The 23,811-nt window shown below is 57.7% G+C and carries 23 protein-coding genes; 14 read left to right on the forward strand and 9 right to left on the reverse strand.

Annotated elements, in window-relative coordinates:
• Positions 1 to 57: 57 nt before the first annotated feature.
• Positions 58 to 1,002 (reverse strand): universal stress protein, encoded by a 945-nt coding sequence (locus tag DES53_RS26175; protein ID WP_113961282.1) that lies wholly within the window; start codon positions 1,000 to 1,002, stop codon positions 58 to 60.
• Positions 1,003 to 1,176: 174 nt separating this feature from the next.
• Here DES53_RS26175 and DES53_RS26180 point away from each other — a divergent pair, with 174 nt between their 5' ends.
• A complete protein-coding gene (locus tag DES53_RS26180) occupies positions 1,177 to 2,538 on the forward strand; it encodes a universal stress protein (protein WP_170157425.1) in 1,362 nt (453 codons plus the stop codon).
• A 151-nt stretch (positions 2,539 to 2,689) separates the two neighbouring features.
• On the forward strand, positions 2,690 to 4,300 hold the full coding sequence (locus DES53_RS26185; RefSeq protein ID WP_113961284.1) for a bifunctional aminoglycoside phosphotransferase/ATP-binding protein: 1,611 nt from the start codon (positions 2,690 to 2,692) through the stop codon (positions 4,298 to 4,300).
• 156 nt (positions 4,301 to 4,456) lie between these two features.
• Here the strand turns inward: DES53_RS26185 and DES53_RS33985 are convergent, their stop codons facing one another.
• Both DES53_RS33985 and DES53_RS26195 read right to left on the reverse strand, forming a co-directional pair.
• Positions 4,457 to 5,131, reverse strand: coding sequence for a DUF2934 domain-containing protein (locus tag DES53_RS33985; RefSeq protein WP_113961285.1), 675 nt, complete (start codon positions 5,129 to 5,131; stop codon positions 4,457 to 4,459).
• Entirely contained in the window at positions 5,076 to 6,020 is a 945-nt protein-coding gene (locus DES53_RS26195) for a universal stress protein (RefSeq protein ID WP_113961286.1), read from the reverse strand. The genes DES53_RS33985 and DES53_RS26195 overlap by 56 nt, the downstream gene beginning before the upstream one ends.
• Before the next feature lie 289 nt (positions 6,021 to 6,309).
• On the opposite strand from DES53_RS26195, the gene DES53_RS26200 reads away from it, so the two are divergent.
• From DES53_RS26200 to DES53_RS26240, 9 genes are all read left to right on the forward strand, one after another.
• Positions 6,310 to 7,365 carry a zinc-binding dehydrogenase gene (locus DES53_RS26200; protein WP_113961324.1) on the forward strand — a complete coding sequence of 352 codons (1,056 nt, stop codon included), beginning with the start codon at positions 6,310 to 6,312 and terminating at the stop codon, positions 7,363 to 7,365.
• Positions 7,366 to 7,403: 38 nt separating this feature from the next.
• Positions 7,404 to 10,085, forward strand: a complete 2,682-nt coding sequence (locus tag DES53_RS26205) for a cation-translocating P-type ATPase (RefSeq protein WP_113961287.1) — start codon at positions 7,404 to 7,406, stop codon at positions 10,083 to 10,085.
• A 684-nt stretch (positions 10,086 to 10,769) separates the two neighbouring features.
• Positions 10,770 to 11,360: a YceI family protein gene (locus tag DES53_RS26210; RefSeq protein ID WP_147263626.1), complete on the forward strand. Its 591-nt coding sequence runs from the start codon at positions 10,770 to 10,772 to the stop codon at positions 11,358 to 11,360.
• 6 nt (positions 11,361 to 11,366) lie between these two features.
• The gene (locus tag DES53_RS26215; RefSeq protein WP_113961289.1) at positions 11,367 to 12,536 is read left to right on the forward strand and encodes a type III polyketide synthase; all 1,170 of its coding nucleotides are present in this window, start codon (positions 11,367 to 11,369) and stop codon (positions 12,534 to 12,536) included.
• 121 nt (positions 12,537 to 12,657) lie between these two features.
• Positions 12,658 to 14,595, forward strand: coding sequence for an FAD-dependent monooxygenase (locus DES53_RS26220; protein WP_211325701.1), 1,938 nt, complete (start codon positions 12,658 to 12,660; stop codon positions 14,593 to 14,595).
• A 126-nt stretch (positions 14,596 to 14,721) separates the two neighbouring features.
• Complete coding sequence (locus DES53_RS26225) at positions 14,722 to 15,516, forward strand: helix-turn-helix domain-containing protein (RefSeq protein WP_113961291.1); 795 nt, start codon at positions 14,722 to 14,724, stop codon at positions 15,514 to 15,516.
• A gap of 77 nt (positions 15,517 to 15,593) precedes the next feature.
• Positions 15,594 to 16,073 carry a c-type cytochrome domain-containing protein gene (locus DES53_RS26230; RefSeq protein ID WP_170157426.1) on the forward strand — a complete coding sequence of 160 codons (480 nt, stop codon included), beginning with the start codon at positions 15,594 to 15,596 and terminating at the stop codon, positions 16,071 to 16,073.
• Positions 16,074 to 16,135: 62 nt separating this feature from the next.
• Positions 16,136 to 17,077, forward strand: coding sequence for a universal stress protein (locus DES53_RS26235; RefSeq protein ID WP_113961293.1), 942 nt, complete (start codon positions 16,136 to 16,138; stop codon positions 17,075 to 17,077).
• 57 nt (positions 17,078 to 17,134) lie between these two features.
• Positions 17,135 to 17,488 carry a helix-turn-helix transcriptional regulator gene (locus DES53_RS26240; protein ID WP_113961294.1) on the forward strand — a complete coding sequence of 118 codons (354 nt, stop codon included), beginning with the start codon at positions 17,135 to 17,137 and terminating at the stop codon, positions 17,486 to 17,488.
• A 70-nt stretch (positions 17,489 to 17,558) separates the two neighbouring features.
• On the opposite strand, the gene DES53_RS26245 is transcribed toward DES53_RS26240, so the two are convergent.
• The 4 genes from DES53_RS26245 to DES53_RS34105 all read right to left on the reverse strand — a co-directional run bounded on the left by DES53_RS26245 (position 17,559) and on the right by DES53_RS34105 (position 21,114).
• Positions 17,559 to 18,353, reverse strand: coding sequence for a sulfite exporter TauE/SafE family protein (locus DES53_RS26245; RefSeq protein ID WP_113961295.1), 795 nt, complete (start codon positions 18,351 to 18,353; stop codon positions 17,559 to 17,561).
• Positions 18,354 to 18,395: 42 nt separating this feature from the next.
• Positions 18,396 to 19,820, reverse strand: a complete 1,425-nt coding sequence (locus DES53_RS26250) for an MBL fold metallo-hydrolase (RefSeq protein ID WP_113961296.1) — start codon at positions 19,818 to 19,820, stop codon at positions 18,396 to 18,398.
• Positions 19,821 to 19,846: 26 nt separating this feature from the next.
• On the reverse strand, positions 19,847 to 20,419 hold the full coding sequence (locus DES53_RS26255) for a rhodanese-like domain-containing protein (RefSeq protein WP_113961297.1): 573 nt from the start codon (positions 20,417 to 20,419) through the stop codon (positions 19,847 to 19,849).
• Positions 20,420 to 20,520: 101 nt separating this feature from the next.
• Positions 20,521 to 21,114: a rhodanese-like domain-containing protein gene (locus tag DES53_RS34105; RefSeq protein WP_113961298.1), complete on the reverse strand. Its 594-nt coding sequence runs from the start codon at positions 21,112 to 21,114 to the stop codon at positions 20,521 to 20,523.
• 61 nt (positions 21,115 to 21,175) lie between these two features.
• On the opposite strand from DES53_RS34105, the gene DES53_RS26265 reads away from it, so the two are divergent.
• On the forward strand, positions 21,176 to 21,499 hold the full coding sequence (locus DES53_RS26265) for an ArsR/SmtB family transcription factor (RefSeq protein ID WP_113961299.1): 324 nt from the start codon (positions 21,176 to 21,178) through the stop codon (positions 21,497 to 21,499).
• A 90-nt stretch (positions 21,500 to 21,589) separates the two neighbouring features.
• Here the strand turns inward: DES53_RS26265 and DES53_RS34110 are convergent, their stop codons facing one another.
• The gene (locus DES53_RS34110; protein WP_113961300.1) at positions 21,590 to 21,994 is read right to left on the reverse strand and encodes a c-type cytochrome domain-containing protein; all 405 of its coding nucleotides are present in this window, start codon (positions 21,992 to 21,994) and stop codon (positions 21,590 to 21,592) included.
• Between the two features lie 251 nt (positions 21,995 to 22,245).
• Complete coding sequence (locus DES53_RS26275; protein WP_113961301.1) at positions 22,246 to 22,485, reverse strand: hypothetical protein; 240 nt, start codon at positions 22,483 to 22,485, stop codon at positions 22,246 to 22,248.
• Positions 22,486 to 22,936: 451 nt separating this feature from the next.
• On the opposite strand from DES53_RS26275, the gene DES53_RS26280 reads away from it, so the two are divergent.
• Positions 22,937 to 23,239: a hypothetical protein gene (locus DES53_RS26280; protein ID WP_113961302.1), complete on the forward strand. Its 303-nt coding sequence runs from the start codon at positions 22,937 to 22,939 to the stop codon at positions 23,237 to 23,239.
• Positions 23,240 to 23,504: 265 nt separating this feature from the next.
• Positions 23,505 to 23,729, forward strand: coding sequence for a hypothetical protein (locus DES53_RS26285; protein ID WP_113961303.1), 225 nt, complete (start codon positions 23,505 to 23,507; stop codon positions 23,727 to 23,729).
• Positions 23,730 to 23,811 lie beyond the last annotated feature (82 nt).

A 23,811-nucleotide genomic window follows, 5' to 3' on the forward strand; every position in this document is an offset into this window, starting at 1 on the left:
TTCGTTGCGAAATTTGGCTGTGGTTTATTCGTGGCGATCTATGCGACCGATTCAGGCCTACTTCACCACGAGCACTGGACAAGGGGCTGAGCGCACTACGCGTTGCGCGGTGCTGCCCACGTAGGCATGTCCCCACCGAGTGTATTCATGAGGTCCTACGATGACAATGTCACTGCAGGTTTCTTTCGCAGTCCGGACAATCACATCCCAAGGCTCACCAATCTCCACCCGCAGATCCCAGTCCAGGGACTCTGGAAAACGTCTCCGACGGACTTCCACGAGCCTCTCAAGTGCCTCTTGTACACACACCGCTCGTTCTTCAGCGCTCGAAGGACAGTCTGGCATCACTGGACCCGGTTCCAGCGCGTGCACCAAGGTCAGGTGGCTTCCCCTGTTTTTGGCCAGTTCCCAGGCCATGTCCAGGGCATGACGTGCTCCCGCTCGATGGTCATAGCCGACCAGAAGCCTCATGAATCGCAACGGGACGGGTGTTACCAGCAAGGTGCCAGCACTGTCTTTCGGTGGTTTGGCCACCAGAATGGCACAAGGAGCTTCCTGTACAACCCGCTCGGCAACGCTGCCGATCAACACTCGCGCGAGGCCCGTACGCCCGTGGCTGGACATTACGATGAGGTCATAATTCTCTTCTCTCGCCAGGTTGCATATCGCGTGCGCCGCATTGCCCATCACGATGCGAGTGTCCAACTCTGAGCTGCACCCGCATTCCGTCCTCAGCGTTTTCATCAGCTTGCCCGCATGATTCACACGAGCCACAAGAGGATGCAAATGCGACACATCTCCACAATCCAGATCCACAGCAGACTCACCAGGATCCACCGCGTGCATGAGGGTCAGGGACGCCTCAGGATTGCCTTCGAGCATGGTCACTGTGGCACAGACGGCAGCCTTCGATAGCGGAGAAAAGTCCGTAGGTGCCAGGATCCTACTGATGCGTGTAGCAGGAACGACGGTCTGACCCAACGATTGATTCGCCGTGTTCATGACAGCGTAGCCTACCAAATGCGCGACTGCAGTCTCGGCGAGGATTGCGATCCTCTGTGCAGGGATGGATCCCGTGACTACAAAAAGCGCGCCAAAATCAGCATGGCCAAAACCAAACGCAGAGGAGCTTTCGGACGTTTGAAGTTGGAGAATGAGAGCGTGAGGAAGCACGCCATGAATATCCTCTGCGCGACCGACTTTTCTGATTCTGCCAAACGGGCCGCCGACGTAGCGGCCGGCATGGTGGCCAAGTCCGAAACTGGCAGCACGGTACAACTCCTGCACAGCGTTCCAGACTGGCTGGTTTCCGCTGAAATGCCTGGCACGGCACTTCTGGCCGAGCGCTCCGATGGTGACCTCGAACGTGAGGCCCTTCGGCTGCGTCATGCCGGAATCTCCGTTAGAAAGGACCTCCGCTACGGCCCGCCTGCCGAAGAAGTACTTCTGGCTGCAGAAGACCACCCGCCCCATCTCGTGATCATGGGTTCCACAGGCGCAGGTCTGGGCAGCCGCTGGCTTATCGGCAGCGTGGCAGAACGCGTAGCCTCTCTCGTCCCCGTCCCCATCCTGGTGGTGCGAAACTCCGAACCGCTGCTTGGCTGGCTGCGAAAGGAAAGGCCGCTTCGAGTGCTCTGTGCGGTGGACTTTACCGTCTCTGCAGATGCGGCCATGGCCTACATAAAGCAGCTGCTCTCGTGGGGACCCGTGCATGTGGAAGCTGCACACGTGACACCGGAGAAGGGAGACTCCGATACAGGAAGAAAACCATCCGTTCCAGCACAAGGCGGGGAAACTGAGGAAACCACCAGTCTGGAACGAGACATTTGGGAACGCCTTCACGACGCCCTTGGAGACCTCCCCATCGAGGTCTACGTGCGCCCATGTGCCGGCAATTCGGCAGCCACCTTCCTGGAATTGGCCCGCGAGCGCGAGGCCGACCTCCTGGTGGTTGGTTCAGACCAGCGGCATGGAATGCGCCGATTGGCGGCGCCGTCCTTCTCTCATGGAGTGATCGTTCACTCACAAACCAACGTGCTTTGCGTCCCCGTCAAATCATTCCATCCAGACTACACGGTGCCCACCATTCGAAATGTGCTCGTGGCAACCGATTTCTCCCCTGCTGGCAATCATGCCATCCTCTATGCGCAAAGCCTCCTGCCATTTGGCGGTCGAATCAAACTGTTCCACGTTTGCCACGACCCCTCACCAAGCGTAAATCCGATCATTGCTTCAGAAATCTATTTCGAGCACAGCATGGCGGTGACCAAAGAGAAGGACGAGGCGGAGACAACCATAGCCTCCCTGATTCCACGGCAGCTTTCCACATCCGCCATCTTGTTCAGTTCCGAAGTGGTCGTGCATGGAGACGCAGCCGAGGCAATCCGTGAAGCTGCCGGGAAGTTTGGGGCGGACGTGATTTGTATGGGCACTCACGGAAGAAACCGGGCAACCTCAGTACTGCTGGGCTCCACCGTCCAGCGCCTCATTTCAAAATCGACCATACCCATCTTCGTTGCGCACGCTCCTCGTGTATAGTGGGTGCTGTTCCACTGGCGAGTCCGCCTCATGGCTGCATCCACGGGTTGCTCCAGACATTCAGCTAAGTTCGTTACCGAATCGGTGGACAAGGGAACACCCACACCCGTTAAACGTTTGTCGTTCCTTCCGGCAGTTCATCCAAGATTCCATGCCCGACGCCAACACTCAACGACTGCTGGACTTCATGCTTGATGCCCACTCGTATAAACACGGTCCGTCGGACGTTTCGATGGTCGAGACCCACGCCTCGTGGGTGTTTCTCGCTCCTCCCTTCGCCTACAAAGTCAAAAAGCCGGTCAACTATGGATTTCTGGATTTTTCCACCCTGGACCTCCGTCACGCTGACTGTGAACGCGAACTGGTGCTGAACCGACGGCTGGCACCGGAGATCTATCTCCAGGCAGAGGCCATTCATGAGTCTGCTGATGCCTTGCACTTCGGCGGTGGGGGCAGGGTGTTTGAATGGGTGGTGAAGATGAAGCTGATGGATTCCCGCTTTTTCCTGAACAATCTTATTCGTGAGCAAGAAGTGGGCATCCTCGAGATTGACCGGGTCATCGAGTTGCTTCGCTCGTTTTACGCCAAGTCCTCCCCCTTGGATTCCCTGACAGCTCGCTCCGCGGGAGTCCGCACTCGAAAAAGTGTGCACGACAATTTCGAGATACTTCGCCCCTTCCGCAATGCGCCTCTCAGCAGCCATGCACTTGATGCCATCGAATGCTTCACCACGGAGTTTGAAAGGCAGCATGACTCTCTCTTCAAAGCAAGGGTTGAGGGCGGCTGGTTCCGCGATTGCCATGGCGACCTGCGTCTCGAACACGTCTACCTGGCTCCCGAGGGTGTCTCCATCTACGATTGCATCGAGTTCAATGAAGCGTTCCGCCACATTGATGTCGCCTCGGATCTAGCGTTCCTCGCAATGGACCTGGATTTCAACGGCAGAAGCGATCTCTCCGCTCATCTCATCCAGCAATTCATCCAGACGTGGGGTGACGTTCAGATGATGTCCCTTTTGGACTACTACAAATGCTATCGAGCTTGTGTCCGCGCCAAGGTGGCATGCCTGCGTAGTGACTCAGCCACCTTGACCCCACAGAAGAAGAAGGTCTCCCTGGACTTGGCTCAGCAATATCTTGTTCTCTCGCTTCGCTACGCGCTTGCTGGTTCGAAACCACAAGTGTTTGTATTCATGGGCAAGGTCGCTTCCGGAAAGTCTTCTCTCGCAGAGAGACTTGGCCAGGAGACCGGTTGGAAGGTCCTTTCCTCAGACGTCGTCCGCAAGACGCAAGCAGGTGTGCCACTCGACTACCGCGGCACCGCAGCCGAGCGCTCCAGGCTTTATGACCCAGTGGCGACATCATCCACGTATGGTGCCCTCTGCCGGCAGGCGATAGAAACGCTGGAAAGTGGCCGGAATGTCATTCTCGATGCCACCTTCTCCAAGCGCGAACACCGAACCATCCTGAGCGAACAGCTCCGGGAGGCAGGCCATCAACTTGCCTGGATCGAGGTTGTGGCCCCGAAAGAGCTGGCTCTTGAGCGCCTGAGAAAACGTGAAACGAAGGCAGGTGTCGTCTCGGATGCTAGAACGGAGGACTTCGAAGCCCTCACGCAATCCTTCGAGCAGCCAGATGAACTTCCGCCCTCGATCAGAACCACAATAAGTGCAGATGATGCGCCAGATGCAAACTATGGGATGCTGCTAAGGCGGCTCGCCATGCGACACGCATGTGATGGGGTCTTTCTAAAAGGCACATAGCCAGATCGATAGAGGGGAAGATCGCGAGTCTGGTTTGCCGCACTATCTCGCCGCGAATTTGCAGGTTGCTTGTGTTGTGGATGCACAGCTCCTCCAGGGGCTGCGGAAAAGAGCGGGAGAGCCCCCAAAAGCTTTACGACTGTATTCTTGTTGTGATTACTCTGCGGCCCTTTGACTCCCATGACCACGCTTTGGCTGGCGGCGCTGACCAGATCGTTCGGGTCGCCGTTCAGACTGTCGGGAGCCCATCACACGGTGAGCGACTTCCTGGATCCCTCCCCGGTTTCCAGCCGCATTTGTCCTCTCCCCAGTTCTTCCGGTTTTCTTGTCGCCGTGCAGCATCCCATCCTTCTGCGTGGAAGAATTCCCCGGAATGGCGCTCGCGTTGGCCTTGCCCCGGTTTCGTCGCGAACGAGCCGATGATATCCGCTCTCTGTCTGATTCCTGCGAAACTGCATTCAAAACGCGAGCCGGCATTTTTCGAAGTTCCTCCTTCAGCTCTGCTTCCGCCTGCAGCCAGTGTTCCATGTCATGGCCTTCCGGGCGGCCTTCCAGAACATAGATCTCGTAGGCACGCACCGCGATTTGTTTTTTGGTTGGAGAATTACCAAGCGCATTCATGTGTAGCCTCCCAAGGGTTAGAGTGTCAGGATCATTCTGGCAACTCCGTCCCAAAATTCTCGGCAGAACTTGGGCGACACTGGGCTCATTCTGCGTTCGACCGTAGCCGTCAGATATTCTTGACCTCCTCCGAGAGGACCTAGTATCTCTCCCATCAGACCCTCCCGACCATTGCAGCACTATCGGACCCCGTCCGATGCGGCCCTGCATCCTTCGCGGGCAACAGACTCACACACAAAACATTTGTCGTTGAGTGGGCCAGCACTCGTCGTGAAAAGGATGGATGCAGCAACCGTTGAAGTCCGTGCTTGTGATGGGAACCAACCACGACGAGGTCAGCCTTCACATTGTCGGCGATGGTAATGAAGTCGTAGGCAGGATTGCCAATCGCCTGGCGCACGTGCACGGCAATAGGTCCAAAACCTGCCGTTTGGTTGAAAGCTTGTTTCATTCTCGACTGGATAACTCCTATCTCTGCCTCATCTGGCACGAGGAGCGCGGGGTGTACGGTTCGCCAGTCCGTGGCTTCAAGCTGATAGGCCCCTACATGCATAAAATAGGCGCACTCAACTTCGAGAGGGCCCACAAGAAGGAGATCCGCAACTGCTTGGGGGATGGCGGCTTCCGACTCCCCGGCATCAATCGCGCAGAGCACCTTCAAAGGTTTGTTGTTCAACAGCCAGTTCAGCAATGGCTGGGCGTTCCGGACCACCCATGTTGGAACACTCGCGGACTCCGCAACGTGTTCTGCAACGCTACCGATCAACGATCTGGCGAAAGCACCCTTTCCGGTGGCTCCCATCACGATCATGGAGGTATCTTGAGCGGACTCGGTAATGAGGTGGTGACTGACGTTGCCGTGCAACAGCTTCGTTTCAACCATCTGCTCTTTGGAGCACACCCGTCCAACTTCATCGTCCAACAGCTCCCTGGCTTGGTCGTCCAGGGGATGAACCACCGGATAGTCCGGCGGAACCAACCAGTCAGCGAGACAGTAGACCAGGGAGAGACGATGTCTCAATCTCGCGGCCAGGCTGGCGGCCACCTCCGCTGCATCATTCGCTGACTGGGAGAAGTCAGTACCGCAAAGAACTTTCATAACCTATTGCTGGTTGAGAAGGAAATGCGGCCAATTTGGCTGCATACTCGAAAGTCCAGAATACCACTTTGCGTGGTGGCTACTCTGCGTGGCTTGCTCGTAGCGAGGCATATTTTGAAGCGTCTTCAGACGTCGGTCCTGGCCTGCTGAATGCAGGCAAGATAGAAGCGGGATTACTCAAGACGTGCGGAGAACAACATCTGTACGGGGGGTAGACTTCAGACATGCGGCTCGGGCCGTCCCAGCCCGGCACTGTCCTTCCAACCAACCTTTCCTCACTATGGAAACCATGCTTGCCACTGTCTTTCGCGCGCCGCACAAGCTGGCTTTGGTATCCGTACCAAGGCCTGTTGCAGGCGTGGGTGAAGCCGTTATTCGCATCACCGCCACCACCATCTGCGGGACGGATTTGCACATTCTCCGCGGTGAATACCCCGTCGCACCCGGCTTGGTGATTGGGCACGAACCGGTGGGCGTCATTGAAGAACTTGGCCCCGGCGTCCACGGCTATAGCATCGGAGATCGTGTGCTTGTGGGAGCTATCACCCCCTGCGGGCAGTGCCGGGCCTGTCTGTCCGGCCAGTTATCCCAATGCGGTCAAGGCCATGGTACCAAAGCCATCGGCGGCTGGAGGTTCGGGAACACGATCAATGGCGCCCAGGCGGAATACCTTCTGGTGCCGGACGCTCAGGCAAACCTGGCGCCGATCCCCAACTCGCTCTCGGACGAGCAGGTGGTACTCCTTGCCGATATTGCCTCGACAGGATTTGGCGGAGCTGAATCTGCGAACATCAAGCTGGGAGATACCGTGGTGGTATTTGCCCAAGGACCCATCGGCTTGTGCGCGACGGCGGGTGCCCGATTGATGGGAGCCTCTCTCATCATTGGGGTGGACAGCGATGAGCATCGCCTGGAAGTAGCCCGTCACTTGGGAGCAGACGTCACGCTGAATTACCAGCACTGCCACGTGGTGGAAGAGGTGCGACGCCTCACCGGTGGCGGAGCCGATGTGGCAATCGAAGCACTTGGAACTCAGCAGACTTTTGAGAACTGTCTGCGCTGTCTGCGCCCCGGCGGCACACTCTCCAGCTTGGGTGTCTATTCTGGAAAGCTTGCCTTGCCCTACGACGCCTTCGCGGCAGGTCTTGGGGATCACCGAATCGTCACCACGCTGTGTCCGGGTGGGAAGGAACGCATGAGGCGGCTCATGAGCTTGGTGGAAAGCGGCCGCTTTGACCCCGTTCCCCTGATCAGCCATCGCCTTTCCCTGAAAGAGATTCTTGAAGGTTACCGAATCTTTGGCGACAAACAAGGCAGCGTGCTCAAGGTCTTGATCACACCGTAACAACATTATCTGATCACAACGGCTTCTAACAAACTCAGATGACGCCCGACAACTCTTGGCACGCATTGTCTCTCAAAGACGTGTGCTCGATCTTAAGCGTCGACGCGAGCCGGGGCCTGACAGACGCAGAGGTGCAACTCAGGTTGGCGGAGCATGGCCCCAACCTTCTGCCCGAGGCCCGTCAGAGACCCTTGTGGCGTGTCATTGCGAGCCAGTTTGCCAGCCCGCTTATCTATATTCTATTCGTGGCTGCGGTCATCTCGGCAGCCATGGGCCACTGGACGGATGCAGGCGTGATTCTATTGGTGGTATTTATCAATGCTGGTATTGGCACCTTCCAGGAAGGGCGAGCGGAACGTTCGGTCGCCTCTCTCCGTCGGCTGTCTTCGCTGAAAAGCCGGGTGTTCCGCGACGGACACGAGCGCATCATCGAAGCGCGGGATCTGGTCCCGGGTGATGTGCTCGTGCTGGCTGCGGGAGACGCCTTGGGAGCGGATGCCAGACTCATCCACGGAGCCGCACTCGAGATCTCAGAGGCAGCGCTCACCGGCGAATCACTTCCCGTGGCAAAGCAGACGGAGCCGCTCGGTGAAGACACACCTTTAGCCGACCGCACCAATATGGTGTACTCCGCCACCCACGTCACGGCGGGGAGAGCACGTGCGGTCGTGACATCGACCGGACAAGCGACGGAAGTGGGCAAGATTGCCAGTCTGACACTGCAAGCCAAAGATCCAAAGACACCACTCGAGCAGCGGCTGGCACAGTTTGGAAAATGGCTCACGGCCGGCGCTGTGGTCTTGTTCCTGGCCATCTTGATTACCGGCTACCTGCGGGGCCTTCCATTTGGCGATATCTTCATGGTTGCAGTGAGTCAGATGGTCTCCGTGGTTCCGGAGGGACTTCAGGTGGCCATGACCATAGGCCTCGCAGTGGGAATGCAGCGCATGGTAAGGCGCCGCGCGCTCGTGCGCAGGCTGGCAGCGGTGGAAACACTGGGCTCCACCACGATCATCTGCACCGACAAGACCGGCACCCTTACGCGCAATGAGATGACTGTCACCGTGGCAGTGCTTCCCGATGGCCGCCGCGTCCAAATCACCGGATCTGGCTACAATCCCGAGGGCGGACTACTGGCAGGAGACCAGCCCGTGGCAGAAGATGACTCCGCCGTGCGCTCTCTCACTGAAGCCGTGGCTCTCTGCAATGATGCCTCGCTCGTGCCGCCGGATGCGCGTGACTCACGCTGGCGTGCTCTGGGTGATCCCACGGAGGCGGCTCTGCTCGTTTTCGCGGTGAAGCATGGAGTGGACATACACGCCCTCCAACGACGATGGCAGCGCCACGCCGAGATTCCCTTCGATTCGGACTCGAAGCTCATGGTGACCCAGCACCGTTGTGGAAACGCCATCCGAACGGTGATCAAAGGCGCTCCGGAGAAAGTGCTCGCTCTATGTGGAGACAGTGCCGGACAGCAACGTTTCCTGAGCGCCACTGAAGCACTCGCACAGGAAGCATTGCGCGTGCTGGCGGTGGCAGAAGCCACCCATGAAAGCGTGGACCTGCAGCAGGGTTACGATGCCTTGGGAGGCAGAATACAGCTGCTGGGCTTGGTCGGACAGATGGACCCACCCCGCGAAGAAGTGAAGGCGGCAGTAGAGAAGTGCCTCGCGGCTGGCATCCGGCCCGTGATGGTTACGGGTGACCACCAAATCACCGGACTGGCGATCGCACGCATGCTAGGCATCGCCCGGGAAGGTGACATGGCGGTGGACGGAGCCAAGCTGGACATGATGCCGGAGCAGGACTTGCGGGCCTCGCTTGACCGCATCAGTGTTTTCGCAAGGGTTCATCCCGCGCAGAAGCTCCGGATCGTGGAGGCGCTCCAAGCGCAGGGACAGGTGGTGGCAATGACTGGCGATGGCGTGAATGATGCTCCAGCCCTTGCCACGGCCGATGTGGGTGTGGCCATGGGAATGACGGGGACGGAGGTTGCCAAAAGTGCAGCAAAGATGGTGATCACTGATGACAACTTCGCGAGCATCGTCCACGCCGTGGAAGAGGGCCGCCTTGTCCGCCGGAATCTGGGAAAGGTGGTGCTGTTTCTCTTCGCCACTTCGCTGGATGAAGTGCTTGTGCTCATGCTTGCGTTGCTGCTGGGGTATCCCCTGCCCCTCGCCGCAGTTCAGATCCTGTGGATCAACATCGTGACGGAAGGCACCGTCACCGTAAACCTGATCATGGAGGGCCTTGAGGGAGACGAGATGAAATGCCGGCCTCCAAAAAGAAATGAGGCCCTGATTGGTCGCGAATCGCTGAATAGATTGCTCGTGATGGTAGGCACCTCCGTGGCAGTCGTGTTTGGATTCTTTCACTGGAGGCTCTCCACCGGCGTCTCCCACCCGCTGGTGCAGACTGAGACATTCACACTCATGGCCGTATGCCAGTGGTTCAATGTATTGAACTGCCGCAGTGCCACAAAATCGGCCCTAACCTTCGATGTCTTTCGCAACTGGTGGCTCGTGGGAGGCCTCCTCCTGGGCAATCTCCTGCACTTCCTCGTCGTCTACACGGAACCGATGAACCGGTTGTTCCGTACAGTGCCCATCCCGCTGGCTGACTTCTTCCTCATCGGCGCTCTCGGAAGCCTGGTGCTCTGGGCAGAGGAGATTAGGAAGCGCCTTCTTTCCATGAGGCTTCCCCATTCGGCAAGCGCCTGAGGGCAACTGCTATTGAGACCGGTTAGCATTGCAAAAAAATCATTCAACGCTTTCACGGTCACGTAGTCACATCTTCCACTCCTGTTCCGCGAGTTAGAGTGACAGTACTCAAATCTATCCTTTGTGTGTGGGCGAGCCTGCAGCTGGTGCTGCCAGGCTGTCTCTGCCAATTGTTGGAGCCACTGGGGATTCACGTTCCTCATCACCACCATCACGGAACAGCTATCCGAACGGAGAATCCAGGCCCATCTCGCCTGACTGCTCCTCCAGTGGAGGGAAATCAGCCGGAAATTCCGTGTCACTGCGATGAGCGCCCGGACCGCACGGCAGACGACTCGCTCGCCAGTTCGGTCTCCGAAACTCTTACAGAGGAAAACAGCGAGTGGGAGATGCTTCCTGCGTGGAATCACCCAGCGCGTCTTTCGGCTGCTCGATCGACGAAGCTGTCGGCAAGAGGCCCTCCTCATGACGGGATGGGCTCCCCTGAAGACGCGCGGATCGCGCGCTGCGTGCATCTACTTTGAACAAGCCACCGATCACGCATGATGCTCCAACGAGCAGCATGCTGCTGATCCATGCTCTCCCCTGGCCGTGACGGGTTCCGGCCATGGCCCCTTCGTGCCGGTACGTCATGAGGACGACCGCCCCATCTTGTTCAACTGCATTTCAACTTCAATCATCAACATGAGAACTTCTTTTGCCCTGATAGCCACACTTGCCTCCATCCTTGGACTGCAGCATCACGTTTTCGCAGAGACAACCACCCAGTGGAAAGGTACGGCCGCACTCACCTTTGCAGGTACCTCCACGCTTCACGACTGGTCCGGAACCGTCAAAGCCCAGCCATTCCTCACCACTGTCGGCATGACCGACAGCACCAAGCCATCCTCCATCAAAGCCAAGGTGGAGGTGAAGGTCGTGGAGATGGACACCAAGGAGCCAAAGCGAGATGAGAACCTGCGCAAGGCCATGCGCATGGCAGACTTCCCGCTGGTGACGGGTGAGATCGACACGGAATTCCCCAAGCTCATGCCCGGCATTGGCACGGCACCTCAAGTTCTACCGATCCAGCTCACACTTCTGGGTAAGAGCCATTCAGTCATGGGAGTGATCACCAACTGGAAACAGAATGGCGACAAGGCGTCGTTCGATCTGGATTTCGAGGTCTCACTGAAGGCCTCCGGCATACGAGTGCCTTCAGTGATGCTGGTTATTCGTGTCGGAGACGTAGTGAAGGTCCACGCCGAGATCACGCTACAAAACACCAACGCCTGAACCCCTATGAGCGCATACATTCACCACATCTCGACCCTGGCGGCGCCCTTCTCCTACCAGCAAGACACCGTGCGCGAGCGGATGATGGGATGGACATCAGACGAACGGCATCGCCGCCTGCTGAGCGCGCTGTACAAGCGCTCCGGCATTGAGACGCGGCACAGCGTTTTGGAGAGTTTTTTCGAAACAGGCGGTCACGGTTTGTTTCAACCTAACGGCGACAACCGTCCGGGCAATCCAGGCACGGCAGAACGCAATGCGAGATACGCCAGCGCATCCCGCGAAATGTCCGAGCAGGTTGCAAGGAGGGCTCTCCAAGATAGTGGATTCACTGCACGCGAAGTCACCCATGTCATCTACGTCACCTGCACTGGCTTCGTAAATCCCGGGCCAGAGCTGCACCTCGTGGAGGCGCTGGGCATGGATCCTGGAGTGGAGCGCTATACCCTCGGTTTCATGGGCTGCTATGCTGCATTTCCAGCATTGCGCATGGCCTCGCAGTTCTGCAAGGCGCGTGAAGATGCCGTGGTTCTCGTGGTGTGCCTGGAGCTTTGCACCCTCCACTTGCAGTTGGAGGACAAGCCGGACGTGATGCTGGCGAATTCTCTCTTCGCCGATGGCGCTGCCGCAGCTGTGGTGAGTGCGCGTACCCCGGCTGTGGATCGCCCAGCATATCGCCTGGACGGATTCATCTCAGAGCTCGTTCCGTCCGGAGCGAGTCATATGGCGTGGGACATCGGCAATCATGGCTTCGAAATCAAGCTGAGCAGCTACGTGCCTGAGATTCTGGGAGGCGAGATGGAGACTCTCATGGCACGGGTGCTGGACAAACAAGGTTGTTCTCCTGAGGATATCACGGAGTGGGCTGTCCATCCCGGCGGACGCGCTATTTTGGACAAGGTCCAACAAGGTCTGCGATTGCCGGAGACTGCACTCGCAAGTTCCCGTCGCGTGCTGCGGACTCATGGGAACATGAGCAGCGCGACGGTACTTTTCGTCTTGAGGGATCTGCTGGACACGACAGCACCGAAGGAGGGCGCCACCTGCGCTATGGCCTTCGGTCCAGGGCTCACGGTGGAGGTGGCACTGCTGAAGCGCGTGGGTTGCAAGCCACGGCTTCGGGGCATGGAGATCACTGCATTGCAAACCCTTCACGAAACCGCGTCAAATGGCTGAAGACCAAACACCCCCGTCCACGACGGTACACAGGCTGCAGCCCGCGACATGGCCTGAGGCTCCCCCCTACACCAGACTGCAGCGGTGGACAGCCCTTGGCTACGGAGTGCTGTGTCATGGCATGTTCGTCATCTCGGTGGCAGCCATGTTCCTGGCGCTTCACGCAGGACTGACCTCCGGATGGAGCCCGCTCTCCGGCTGGAAAGGCACCGTAGGCAATGTCCTGCTACTCGTGCAATTTGCCGCCGGCCACAGCATACTGCTCGCGGATCGCGGACGAAAATGGATGATGCGCCTGGCGCCCTTCCGCCTGGGGCGGCCGCTTTCCACCACCTTGTTTGCGACCATATCGTCATTCCAGCTTCTGCTGGTGTTCGTATTCTGGTCGCCTTCGAGAACGCTCTGGACGGTTCCAGAGGGATGGCCTCTTCATGCAATGGACGGACTCTATGTCCTGTCATGGATCTTGCTCGCGAAATCGATGTACGACGCCGGCATGGATGTCCAGATCGGGCTTCTCGGATGGCGCAGCATCTGGAGAAATGAGCCGCCAGTGTATAAACCCTTCGCCCGAACTGGAACCTTCCGCATCGTTCGCCAGCCCATCTACCTCGCCTTCACCCTGATCCTGTGGACAGCTCCCATATGGACACCGGATCATCTCATGGCTGCCCTGCTCTGGACGGGGTACTGCATCGCTGCGCCAGTGTTGAAAGAGAAGCGATATGTCCGCTATTATGGTGACGCCTTCCTTCGGTATAAGGAAAGAGTGCCCTACTGGAACCCTTTCTCACATTCCAAAGATCGCGTCCCCAGTGGGACAAAGCATGGCACGGACTACGATGTCGTCATCATTGGTGCCGGGCCGGTGGGATTGCTGCTGGCCAATCTCCTGGCGGATCGCGGCCTGCGCGTACATGCCATAGAGCAGAGCGAGGAGTCTTCCATGCCGTCGCAGGCGATCGGCATCACTCCGCCGTCGCTGGAGATCCTTTCCCGGCTTGGACTGGCAGCGTCTGTCATTGAGTACGGTTTGCCCATACGGAAGGTAATGGTTCATGGAGAGCTTGGACCAGCTGGCATCTGTGACCTCTCCAATCTGCCTGGGGATCACAGGTTCGTGCTGAGCGCACCACAGTATGCCGTCATGGAATTGCTGCGCAGAAACCTCAAGCACTACCCAAATGCCTCCCTCCAGAAGGGAACACACGCAAAAATCCTCCTTCAGGATGGCGGCGGTGTAGAGGTGGACATTGCTCATGCCGGTATGATCCATCCACAGACGGTGCGAGCACTTCATGTGGTGGCATGCGATGGCAGCCATGGGAAAACTCGCGACCATCTGCGCATCCGTTCCCATGGTGGAATGTATGGCTGCCACTTCGCCATGGCAGACTTTCTGGACCGAAGCCGCCTCGGCACAGAGGCACATCTTTTTTTCACTGCGGAAGGTGCTGTGGAGTCATTTCCGCTGCCCGGAGGCCATCGGCGCTGGGTAGTGCAGATCCCGGACCGACACAGTTGTTCAGAAATCGGGGCAGCCACCATTGCGGACATCGTCTTTCACCGCACAGGGCTCTCTCTCATGGCTGACAAAGACGAGGCGCCACAAGTGAGTGTCTTCAGTCCGCGCTGGATGCGATGCGAAACCTTTGTGGACGGACGCATTTTCCTCTGCGGTGATGTAGCGCATGTCATGAGTCCCATAGGTGGACAAGGCATGAACACCGGCTTCGCGGATGCAGAGTTTCTGGGCGTTGCACTCCCAGCCATGCAACGAAACCCTCATACAGCGGCGACCTGGTCGGCTGCTTACGACCAGGTTCGTTCACGCGCGGCCCGTGTCGCCACCCACCGGGCAGCTTGGGGCATGCGACTGGGAACACTGCGTGGCCGATCTAGCGCCATTCTCCGTGAAGCGTTTATGCGTTGGGTCTTGTTCTCGCCTCTATTGGCGAGTCATCTCGCGAACTGGTTCTCCATGAACAGCATTCCGGGAGCGACGTTGAGCCGCGTACCGAAAAACAAGCTTCCCTCCGCATACAGCCGACGGTCTTGAAGGTACAAGACCGCCTCAAGCTGCCTGACCCGTAGAGGAATCCCCTACGCCACGAATACGTCGGCTACGAATTCACGAAAACATCAAGGAGTCCTAGCATGGAGTCGTCAGCAAACACCGCGTCCTATGAACTCCTCAGAGCAATTCGCTCCCGCCACTTATGAACGTCTTCTGAACGGAGAACTGTTTCAGAACTATCGGGAAGCCTTCCAAACAACGACCGGACTCCGCCTGAGCCTGGATACCGCAGAAACCATCCGGCCGGAATCGGCGATCCCAACCGTCACCCGCCTGCGCCTGCCGGTGCGTGTCTCTGAAAAGGTCGTGGCTTGGGTCACCATGCAACCTGTGGTCGTCCAGAGCGACAAGTACAGCAACTTCGAAGACGTAGCCCGTGCCATGCTAGAGAAGGATGCCAGTGCCGCTGAGATCAAGTCCGCACGGGAAACGTACAGCAAGATGTCCGCAGTGACACGCGCGCGTCTCAAGGCCGTCCAAACCCTGCTGCAGGTTCTGGCCGTTCAACTGAGTGAAGTTGCTGAGCAACTGTTTTTGGAAGCGACAGAGAGCGAACCTGCCCCAGTCCGCAAAGCCCGCGAGTTCGTCATGAAGCATCTCTCTGAAGCCATGTTCCTTGAAGACGTGGCACGATATGCCGGCGTAAGCGCCTTCCACTTCTGCAAGGTCTTCAAGAAGCACACCGGCCATACGTTCACCAGCTATGTGAACCACGTCCGCGTCGAGCATGCGAAGAAGCTCCTTATGAAGCCCCGCTACTGTGTGACCGAAGTTGCCTTTGATGCCGGCTTTCAGTCCCTCTCCCAGTTCAACCGCAGTTTCCGCCGTGTGACCTCCAAATCACCAACGGAATATCGCAGTGAGCTCCGCTCGAAGGGGGCGGTTGTAGCACACGCCGCCTGATCTTGTGCAACGCCACCAAGAGGTAGCAACCTCCCATGCGGTGGCATACCCCTCACTTCACCCACATTCGGCACGCCATGACCAAGCCCCGTTCTCTCACAGGCATCGCAGTCCTCGCGATGCTCGGACTGGCACCATCCTGTGTCTCTACCTGGATGCAGAATGCTGCCGAATCCGAAACGGCCCCAGGGGACTACAGCGCGCTCGAGAATGCGCAATTCCCCGGTTCATCGGAAAGGGTGAGTTTCAGCCGGCATGTGAAGCCGATCCTGAAATTGAAGTGCCTGCCGTGTCATACCAGCGAAGTCATCGCTACCGCCTACCGGCTCGATACCAAGAAGGCTGCCTTCGCTTCCGGCCCAGCAGGCTCGCGCATTGTACCGGGAGATCCCAAGAAGAGTCTCCTGCTGAACGTTGCGGGGGTGCACCGGAACATCGCCGTGATGCCGCCAGTCGGGAACCGGCTGACTGAGGCAGAATCCCGCCTGCTCACACGCTGGATCAAGGAAGGCGCGTCCTGGCCTGAGGGAACTGCGGGACACCTTCAAGCTCCGTGAGCAACGGCTGATACCTTTCCATACCGAGCTTCCTCAAATTCGAACCTCAACCGCCCAAAGTCATGAAAATTGTATGTGGCACAGACTTCTCCGAAGCAGCGAAGGACGCCGCGGAAGTCGCAGCGGCCATGGCCGCAAAACTCGAGGTGCCCCTTCATCTCATCCACTGTGTATCAGACTGGCTCGTACCAGCAGACATGCCCACGGATGAGTTCCTGGAGCCCGACGCGCGCCGCTCACTCACTGCTGAATCACTCAGACTCTCGAAGCCAGGCCTGAAAATTTCTACAGAACTGCTTCACGGCAATGCCGCGCATCACCTCCTTGCAGCCTCTGCGTCAGAGACCGTGTGCCTGGTAGTGGGCTCCACCGGAAAGGGGACCATGCAGAGGCTCCTGCTCGGGAGTGTATCAGAGCACATTTCTCAAAAGTGCATGGCACCAGTGCTGGTCGTAAAAGAGAAAGAGTCTCTTCTCGACTGGCTCGACGGTGAAGTGCCACTCCGTACGCTGTGTGCGGCGGAGTTCACCGAGAGCGGCGATGACGCCGTTCAAGCGATGAAGCTTCTGACGGGCCTGGGCGAGCTGTCCTTTGAAGTGGCACACATCATCGCCACAGACATGCTGCTGATCCAGGCCGCTGGCTTCATCAGCCAACCGATAACAGACGACGCAGAAGCACCGGAGAAAATTGTATCCCTGCAAAGAGACCTTGCGGACCAAAGTAGAGACGCTCTGGGCATCGTTCCAGACGCCGTTTACATCCGGCAATCCTTGGGAAATCCGGCCTATGAATTTCTCAGCCTCGCCCACGAACGGAATACCGAACTGATTGTGCTCGGCTCGCACCATCGCCAGGGACTGAGCCGCCTTGCCCATCCCTCGTTTTCTCGAAGAATCCTGGGCCATTCGACCGCCAACGTCCTTTGCGTTCCTATCTGCGTGGCAGCGAACCAACGAGAACACCGTGGTCACCTTGCTACAGTATTCTCTGATATCGATTAGGCATGCACCATTGAAAGACCAATCTGAGCGAGGGGTAGTACTGGACCTGTTGCCCCTATGGCCACCGACCCCGATGTCGCCGAACGAGCGTTGATCCAGCGAGTAATTGCTCGTCTGGTGACGGACATTGCGAATCCTCCCGACCTCGCGGAGTTGGCCAAGGAAGCATCACTGCCCCCCTACCAGTTGAGCAGCATATTCGGTCGCATCTTGGGCAAATCCATTCCGTCCGTTCTCAGAGCAAAACGAATGGAGATCGCTGCGACACTGCTGCTGGAGACGGATTTGCAGGTGGGAGCGTTCGCTGCAAAGGTGGGCTACAACAACTTGAGAGCATTCCACCAAGCATTCACCCTCGAAATTGGCCTTGGGCCCTTAACGTACCGTCAAGGCAACCCTCGAAGAGCCTGAACTATAAGCTGTCACGCAAGAGGCTGTGTTTCCCTCGATGAGTAAAAGCATGGCAGAACTTCATTTGGCGCTAGCGAGCAGAAACGTTTTTCGCCAGCATCCAGATGGCTACGAGCCACATCCCGAGGGCGAACACTCGTTGCAGACCTTGTCCCGAGAGGCGTGCGCGCATGGCATTGCCGAGCAGCATGCCGGCAATGCCTCCTGTGACAAACACCAGGCTGAGGGGCATGGGAAATAGCTGTCCATGCGCCACGTGAGCAGCCACACCCGAGAGCGAAATCAGGAAAATGACCAGCAGCGATGTCGCTACCGCGCTGTGAATGCTCATTCCGGTGACCATCAACAACGTCGGCACGATGATGAAGCCGCCTCCTACACCAAACAACCCGGAAAGCAGCCCCGCTACAGCTCCACCGCCGCCCAAACGGAGATAACACTCCACACCAAACCTGCCCGGCCCCCGTGCAATGCAACGACTGTTTTCCGGCTGTTCGTCATCCGCGCGTCCGCGCCACATGCGCCAGCCCACATATCCCATGAGCACGGCAAACGTGCTGAGCAACAGAGCCGGGGCGATATGGCGACCCAAGGTCGTGCCCAATTGGGCGGTGATCATGCCGCCCATGGCGAAGAGCAGACCCGCCCTGGCCTCCACCTCCCCATGTAGAAACCTCAGTAGAGCGCCGAATCCCGCAGTAACCCCAACAGTGGCCAGGCTCAGCCCCATCGCGGTGCCCACTGGAACAGAAAGACCATAGAGCAACAATGGAACTGCAAAGATTGAGCCTCCTCCTCCGGTCAGGCCCAGCGATGCTCCGACGAGAAAGCCGAAGGTCACACCGAGTAGGTCCGAAAATTCCATGATGCACACATGTGGGAGTGATGGGATAGGACAACGCCACTCTCAGGCTAGAAGCGCGATAGGTACGTTTTTGAACGAGTCGTCAACGAAGTACACCCGACGGCCCTCCCTCTGCAGCCAGGCTACGGCTGCCGCAGCCCGATTGCCACTCTGGCAATGTACGACGAGCGGTGCTTCCTTTGCCAATTCAGTCGAGCGTGCTCGCAAGCGCGTGTGGGCAATATTCACCGCACCGCGTAGGTGCCCGGCTGCAAACTCTCCAGCGCGGCGCACGTCGAGAATGCGCATGGTCGGCTCTCCCTGGATGAGTTCGTGCAGTTCACTGAAGGTCACCGTGGGGACATCCCTGAGTGTACCCCAGCCAGCCTTTGCCAGTTCATTCGCTGAGAGCCAGCCAGCGATGTGATCAAAACCAATTCGGCGCAGTTGCGTCGTCAGGCCAGACACTTGATCTTCAGAATCCACTACCAGTACTACTGTCTCTTCAGGCATGAGATAGGATCCCGCCAACCCGGAGAAGTCTCCCTTTGCAGGAGCATAGAGGCTGCCTTGAAGGTGGCCGGAGATGAAGGCCTTCCGATCAGACCGTGCGTCGAGCACCACGAAGCCCGGTTCCGTCAATCGCTCGCTGACTTCGGTGAGGGCCACCCTTGGCGGAGCAGGCGCCTCACCGAGTATTGCAGGTCCCAACTTGTTCACCCGTTTCATGTTGGCGAAGTAGAGCGGAGGCTCGGGCTGTCCTTCGAGAATGAACTTCACAAAAGACTCCTCCGTGCCGTTCAAGGCAAGCTTGAGCGCATGATTGAATTTCTTCTCGTAACCCAGAGTCGAGACCGGGACTGCGCCGAGCGATTTGCCACAGGCACTACCCGCTCCATGAGCAGGGAGAATTTGCAGGTGCTCAGGCATGTCACGAAGCTTCTTCAAACTCTGGTAGAGCTGTGAAGCGCCCGCCTCCTGGGTACCAGCGATCCCCGCAGCCTGCTCAAGCAGGTCCGGCCTCCCGACGTCACCGACAAACAGAAAGTCGCCGGACACAAGCGCAATCGGTTCATCTGCCCCGCCTCCTTCATCCGTGACAAGGTAGCAGAGATGCTCAGGGGTATGCCCCGGCGTGTGCACGGCCTGCAGCTTGATGTTGCCGATATGGAATTCGTCGCCATCGCGCAGCAGGTGGGTATTTGGCAGGTCCCTGGCCCACTCAGACTGCCAATCTGGTCCTCCCTCAGCAGAGAGAAAAACCGCCATTTTGCCATCAGCAGCGAATTCGCGTGCGCCGCTAACGAAGTCGGCATGAATGTGGGTCTCGGCGACTGCAGAGAGTCTCAACCCCTCCGCCTCTGCAATGGCGTGATATTGAGCAACATCGCGCAAGGGGTCGATGACTATGGCCTCGCCCGTCTTCTGACAGCCGATGACATAGGCGTACTGAGCCAGGTGTGGATCGTAAACTTGTCGCAGATACATGGTTTTGAAGGTGAATGGTTTGCGTTTCAGCGAGCGGTTGGTGCAGGGCAGGTGGGCATTTGAGGAGAGCTCTTTGCTTGATTCCACGGCATCCTGGCGAGGAGCATGCCCATGCCGCACCAGTCAGTCATGCCGGCGAAAATCAGACCCGCTCCGACGAAGCCCGAGAGCCACACAAGGGCAGGATGCACCCACCAGGACAGCAGGACTCCCATCAGGACCAGCAGGCCTGCAGCGATGCGCACCTGCCGCTCAAGGGAAATCACTTTGCCTGCCCCACGATTCACTGGAAGACCCGCCTCCGCCCATCCGACGGTACCGCCATCGACGACGTGGCATGCGGAGAAGCCTGCACGCTCCAGCTTTTCAGCTGCTTGTTTGGCACGGCTGCCAGAGCGGCAGAACACATACAGAGGTGTGTCTTTAGTAAATCCTGCTGTGATTGCCATCTTCTCAGCGTCCAGTTTATCCAACGGGATGAGGTGTACGCCCGGCACGTGCACCTCCGCATGCTCAGCGAGAGTGCGTACATCCAGCAGAGGAACAGGTTCTCCACGTTGCTGGCGTTCGTGAAGCTGTTTGGGAGATATGGTTTTCATAGATTTGGAGACAGAGCATCAGTCAGCTCTTTCACAAACTTATATCGCTATATAGCGATATGCCAGTACGCAATTGCCTTTTCTGCAGCATGCTTTGGTCATCATCCGTTCTTGTTCATCCTCCGTTCCGGTCTCAGCAGCCTCCGAAACAGGCGGCGGTATGAGTGCACTCGGGTCCCCCCCCGCTCTCCATCACTCATCAATGCTTGAGCCTCATTGGCCCAGTCGAAGATTCCCCCTGCCAGGTTGTATACCTCCAGCGCTCCCATTTTACCCAGTCGACGTGCCATCTCTGCACCCCGGTATCCGGCCGCGCAATAGCACACCATTGCCCGCCCTCTAGCCTGTTCCAGGCGCTGGCGCAATTCTTCACCTGATATCCCCAGTGGCACGTGGATTGCCTGCGGTAGATGGCTCGTTTCATATTCCTCGCGGGTACGCACATCCCAGAGCACAGGCGGTTCTCGGCGCTCATCCCTAAGCCACTCCGCCAGAGCCGTTGAAGAAATCTGACGGACAACCGGAAAACGCCAGCCGATCACTGACCGTGCCCAGCGCATTCCCCTGCGATGATCTGCCAGCCACCATAGCACTACCAACCCACAAGCAGCCAAACCCGTCGTCACCACCACCCGTGTCATGGTCTCGGACAAGACGTGGCCAAGCTTTGAAATGTTCGAATCGTGCGCGCGCATGGCCACCAGAAACTATCGCTTGCACTCCATCGCTACATGACGATACTCCACACAGAAACTTATGGCGAAGCAAAATCGCGCAGCCCTAGAGAAAATTGCCGCCAGCTTCCGAGCGCTGTCGGAACCCACCCGTCTTGCCATTCTCCAGGAACTCAAGCGCGGCCCCATGACCGTCAACGAGATCGTGGAGGCTCTTGGCCTCTCCCAAGCAAATGTGTCCAAGCAGCTGAGCGTCCTGCGCGAGGCGGGGTTCCTCAAGCGCGAACAGCAGGGCACCAGCGCCCGGTATTCCATTGGAGATCCCATGGTCATGAAACTCTGTAACCTAGTATGCGACGGCCTGAACAAGCGCGCCCTCGCTGCGGTGGAGATGTACACCATCTGAGTCTCCCATTCGCCAGAACCGAAGGAACCTGGAGATGCGTCAGGCTCGATGAATCACTGACGTTTGCATTTTCCGCGGATAGACCGGCCTTCAACGCCCATTCGGGCTCGCCGGTCTCGCCTCTATGGCTCCGTCTTTGCCACTGGGCCATTTGGCGCCTTCCTCGATCCACCGGCGGATAAATTTAATTTCGTCCTTTGGCAGACGGTGTGCAGTAGCCGGCATCGCCTTTCTTTCGCTCGGAGGAAGGGTGAGAGTCAGGTAAAGGGGACTTTTCTCCGGGTCATTCGGAACGATCACGGGCCCATTCTTTCGCTTTTTCATGGCCAGCTCTCGATTCTGCAGATTCAGTTCGCCAAGGAGCGTTTGAGAGTTGTGACACATGATGCATCGATCCGCGAAGATCGGCTTGATCTGCCTGGCAAAGTCAACAGGAGGCTCGGCGGCGGATAGAGTACCGAACAAGAGAAGCAAGGTGGCAGTAATTGCTTTCATAGGAATCACCTCTTTTGGGGTTCAACTCAAAGTACTATTCTTTAACATCATGGCGCAACACACGGTGAAATGGCTGTGCATCAATTGTCATAGCCCAAGCTGTCTTTGCTTTTTAGAAAACGGCAACCCACGAGAGGTTCAGACGGATGAACACCCTTTCACCCTTTACCTCAACATCACGCACTAGAACATGGCCAAATGGTTTGGGGGAGACGCCGATTTGGCCACGTTGCTCACCCAGGGCCGTGTCACTAGTTGCAGCACTTCGTCTTCTTTGACTTGAAGACCGCGATGTTTGTGACGTCACCGACGTTCCTGGTGGGCACTGCCGCACCACCTTTTCCGCTGGGGTTGGCAATGTAATGAGAAGGCCCGGTGACCGCCGTAGAGATCTTGGGTGCAGGGTTGTCCGGCACGACCGCGATGAGTTGCCCCTTGCTGTTGTAGACGGGTTTTGTGTCCCCCGCTTCCGCTATCAGCGGAAGTCCCATGGACAGGAGACACGCGGCCAGGATATAAAATGTTGGTTTCATGTTCGTTCTGGTTTGGAGTTCAGGCCTAAGACGGCCACTATTATTCTTAACTATGTGGGCGAGGTGATCGCTTCGTATTTTGGCAACTACCCTCCGAATCTTGATTTGCGCATTACGCCGTTCCCCTACTTGATGAAGGAGGGATCTGCCATCGCCCCGTCAACAGCCAGGAGGCCATCCCTGCCTCCTCGGTTGGCCCTCTGAAATCCCGGGCAAAAAATGCACAGTAATTCGGTAGGGATGCGGAGCGGCCAAATGCGGTCTCTGCCATCATTTCTCAAACCATAGGCCTCGTGACCTTTTCGCGGCTTAGAACGTGGACCCACAATTTGAACCGCTCCGATGGAGCACCTCCAGCCATCACAAGCAGCGGCCAAGCCAAACAACAAACACTAAACGACACCACACCATGAATACGAGATCACTTATTTCCCTGCTGCTCTCCCTGGCTGCGGCCTTCGGCCTCGCATCCTGTCAGACCACCACCGGCAGCAATGAACCCACGGAAGCCGTCACCTGCTCCAAGTGTCAGATGGTGGCTTACAAAAAAGTCGGCTTCGGCATCAACAAGCAGATCGAGGTGCTGAGTGGCAAGACCATGACATGCCCGGAATGCAAGTCGATCGCGCAGAACTTCTTCAGCAAGTCCGCCTCACTCAAGCACACCTGCTCGGCATGCGGCGGCGAACTGGCCCACTGCGTGGCGCATTGAAGTCCGAAGCGCTGCTTTGCAGTCCCGCAGCCGTGCCCCGGGCAAGACGACGGTGCCCATTGTGGTCGCCGTCGTCATTACCTTTCACAGGTGAGCGTCCGAATTCTTGCAGAGACGCACGCACGTAAATGATCTTACCGAGCACTCCTCGGGGGCACTTCGACGGTTTCTCGCGAACCCCATGGAGGTCCTCGTGCAACTGTAGCCATCTCCGTGTCATATATCTCTGAAGCCCCCATCTATCGGTGATGGCTTTACTTCCACTATGTCCAGACCCCGCTACTACGTACCCTGTATCTCGCGGAACCTGGTCTGTGCTCTCTACCATGAAGCGCGTCATCGCCGCAAACCGATGACGCGCCTTGTGGATGAACTGCTCACCACGGCCCTCCGGGGCACAGCGGGATGGCAGTTGGCCCAGGCACAAGCACAGACCTCATCCGTGATTCCAGAGCATCCAGACGACGCTGATATCGCTTCCGTGCGGTAGTCAGTCCCCCACCTTTCATCCCTAGCCTCCGAACCCGGCCCTAAGCCGGGTTTTGTCGTTTCTGGGCGGAGGGTTCATCCCC

The sequence above is a fragment of the Roseimicrobium gellanilyticum genome (assembly GCF_003315205.1).
GTDB classification, from domain to species: domain Bacteria; phylum Verrucomicrobiota; class Verrucomicrobiia; order Verrucomicrobiales; family Verrucomicrobiaceae; genus Roseimicrobium; species Roseimicrobium gellanilyticum.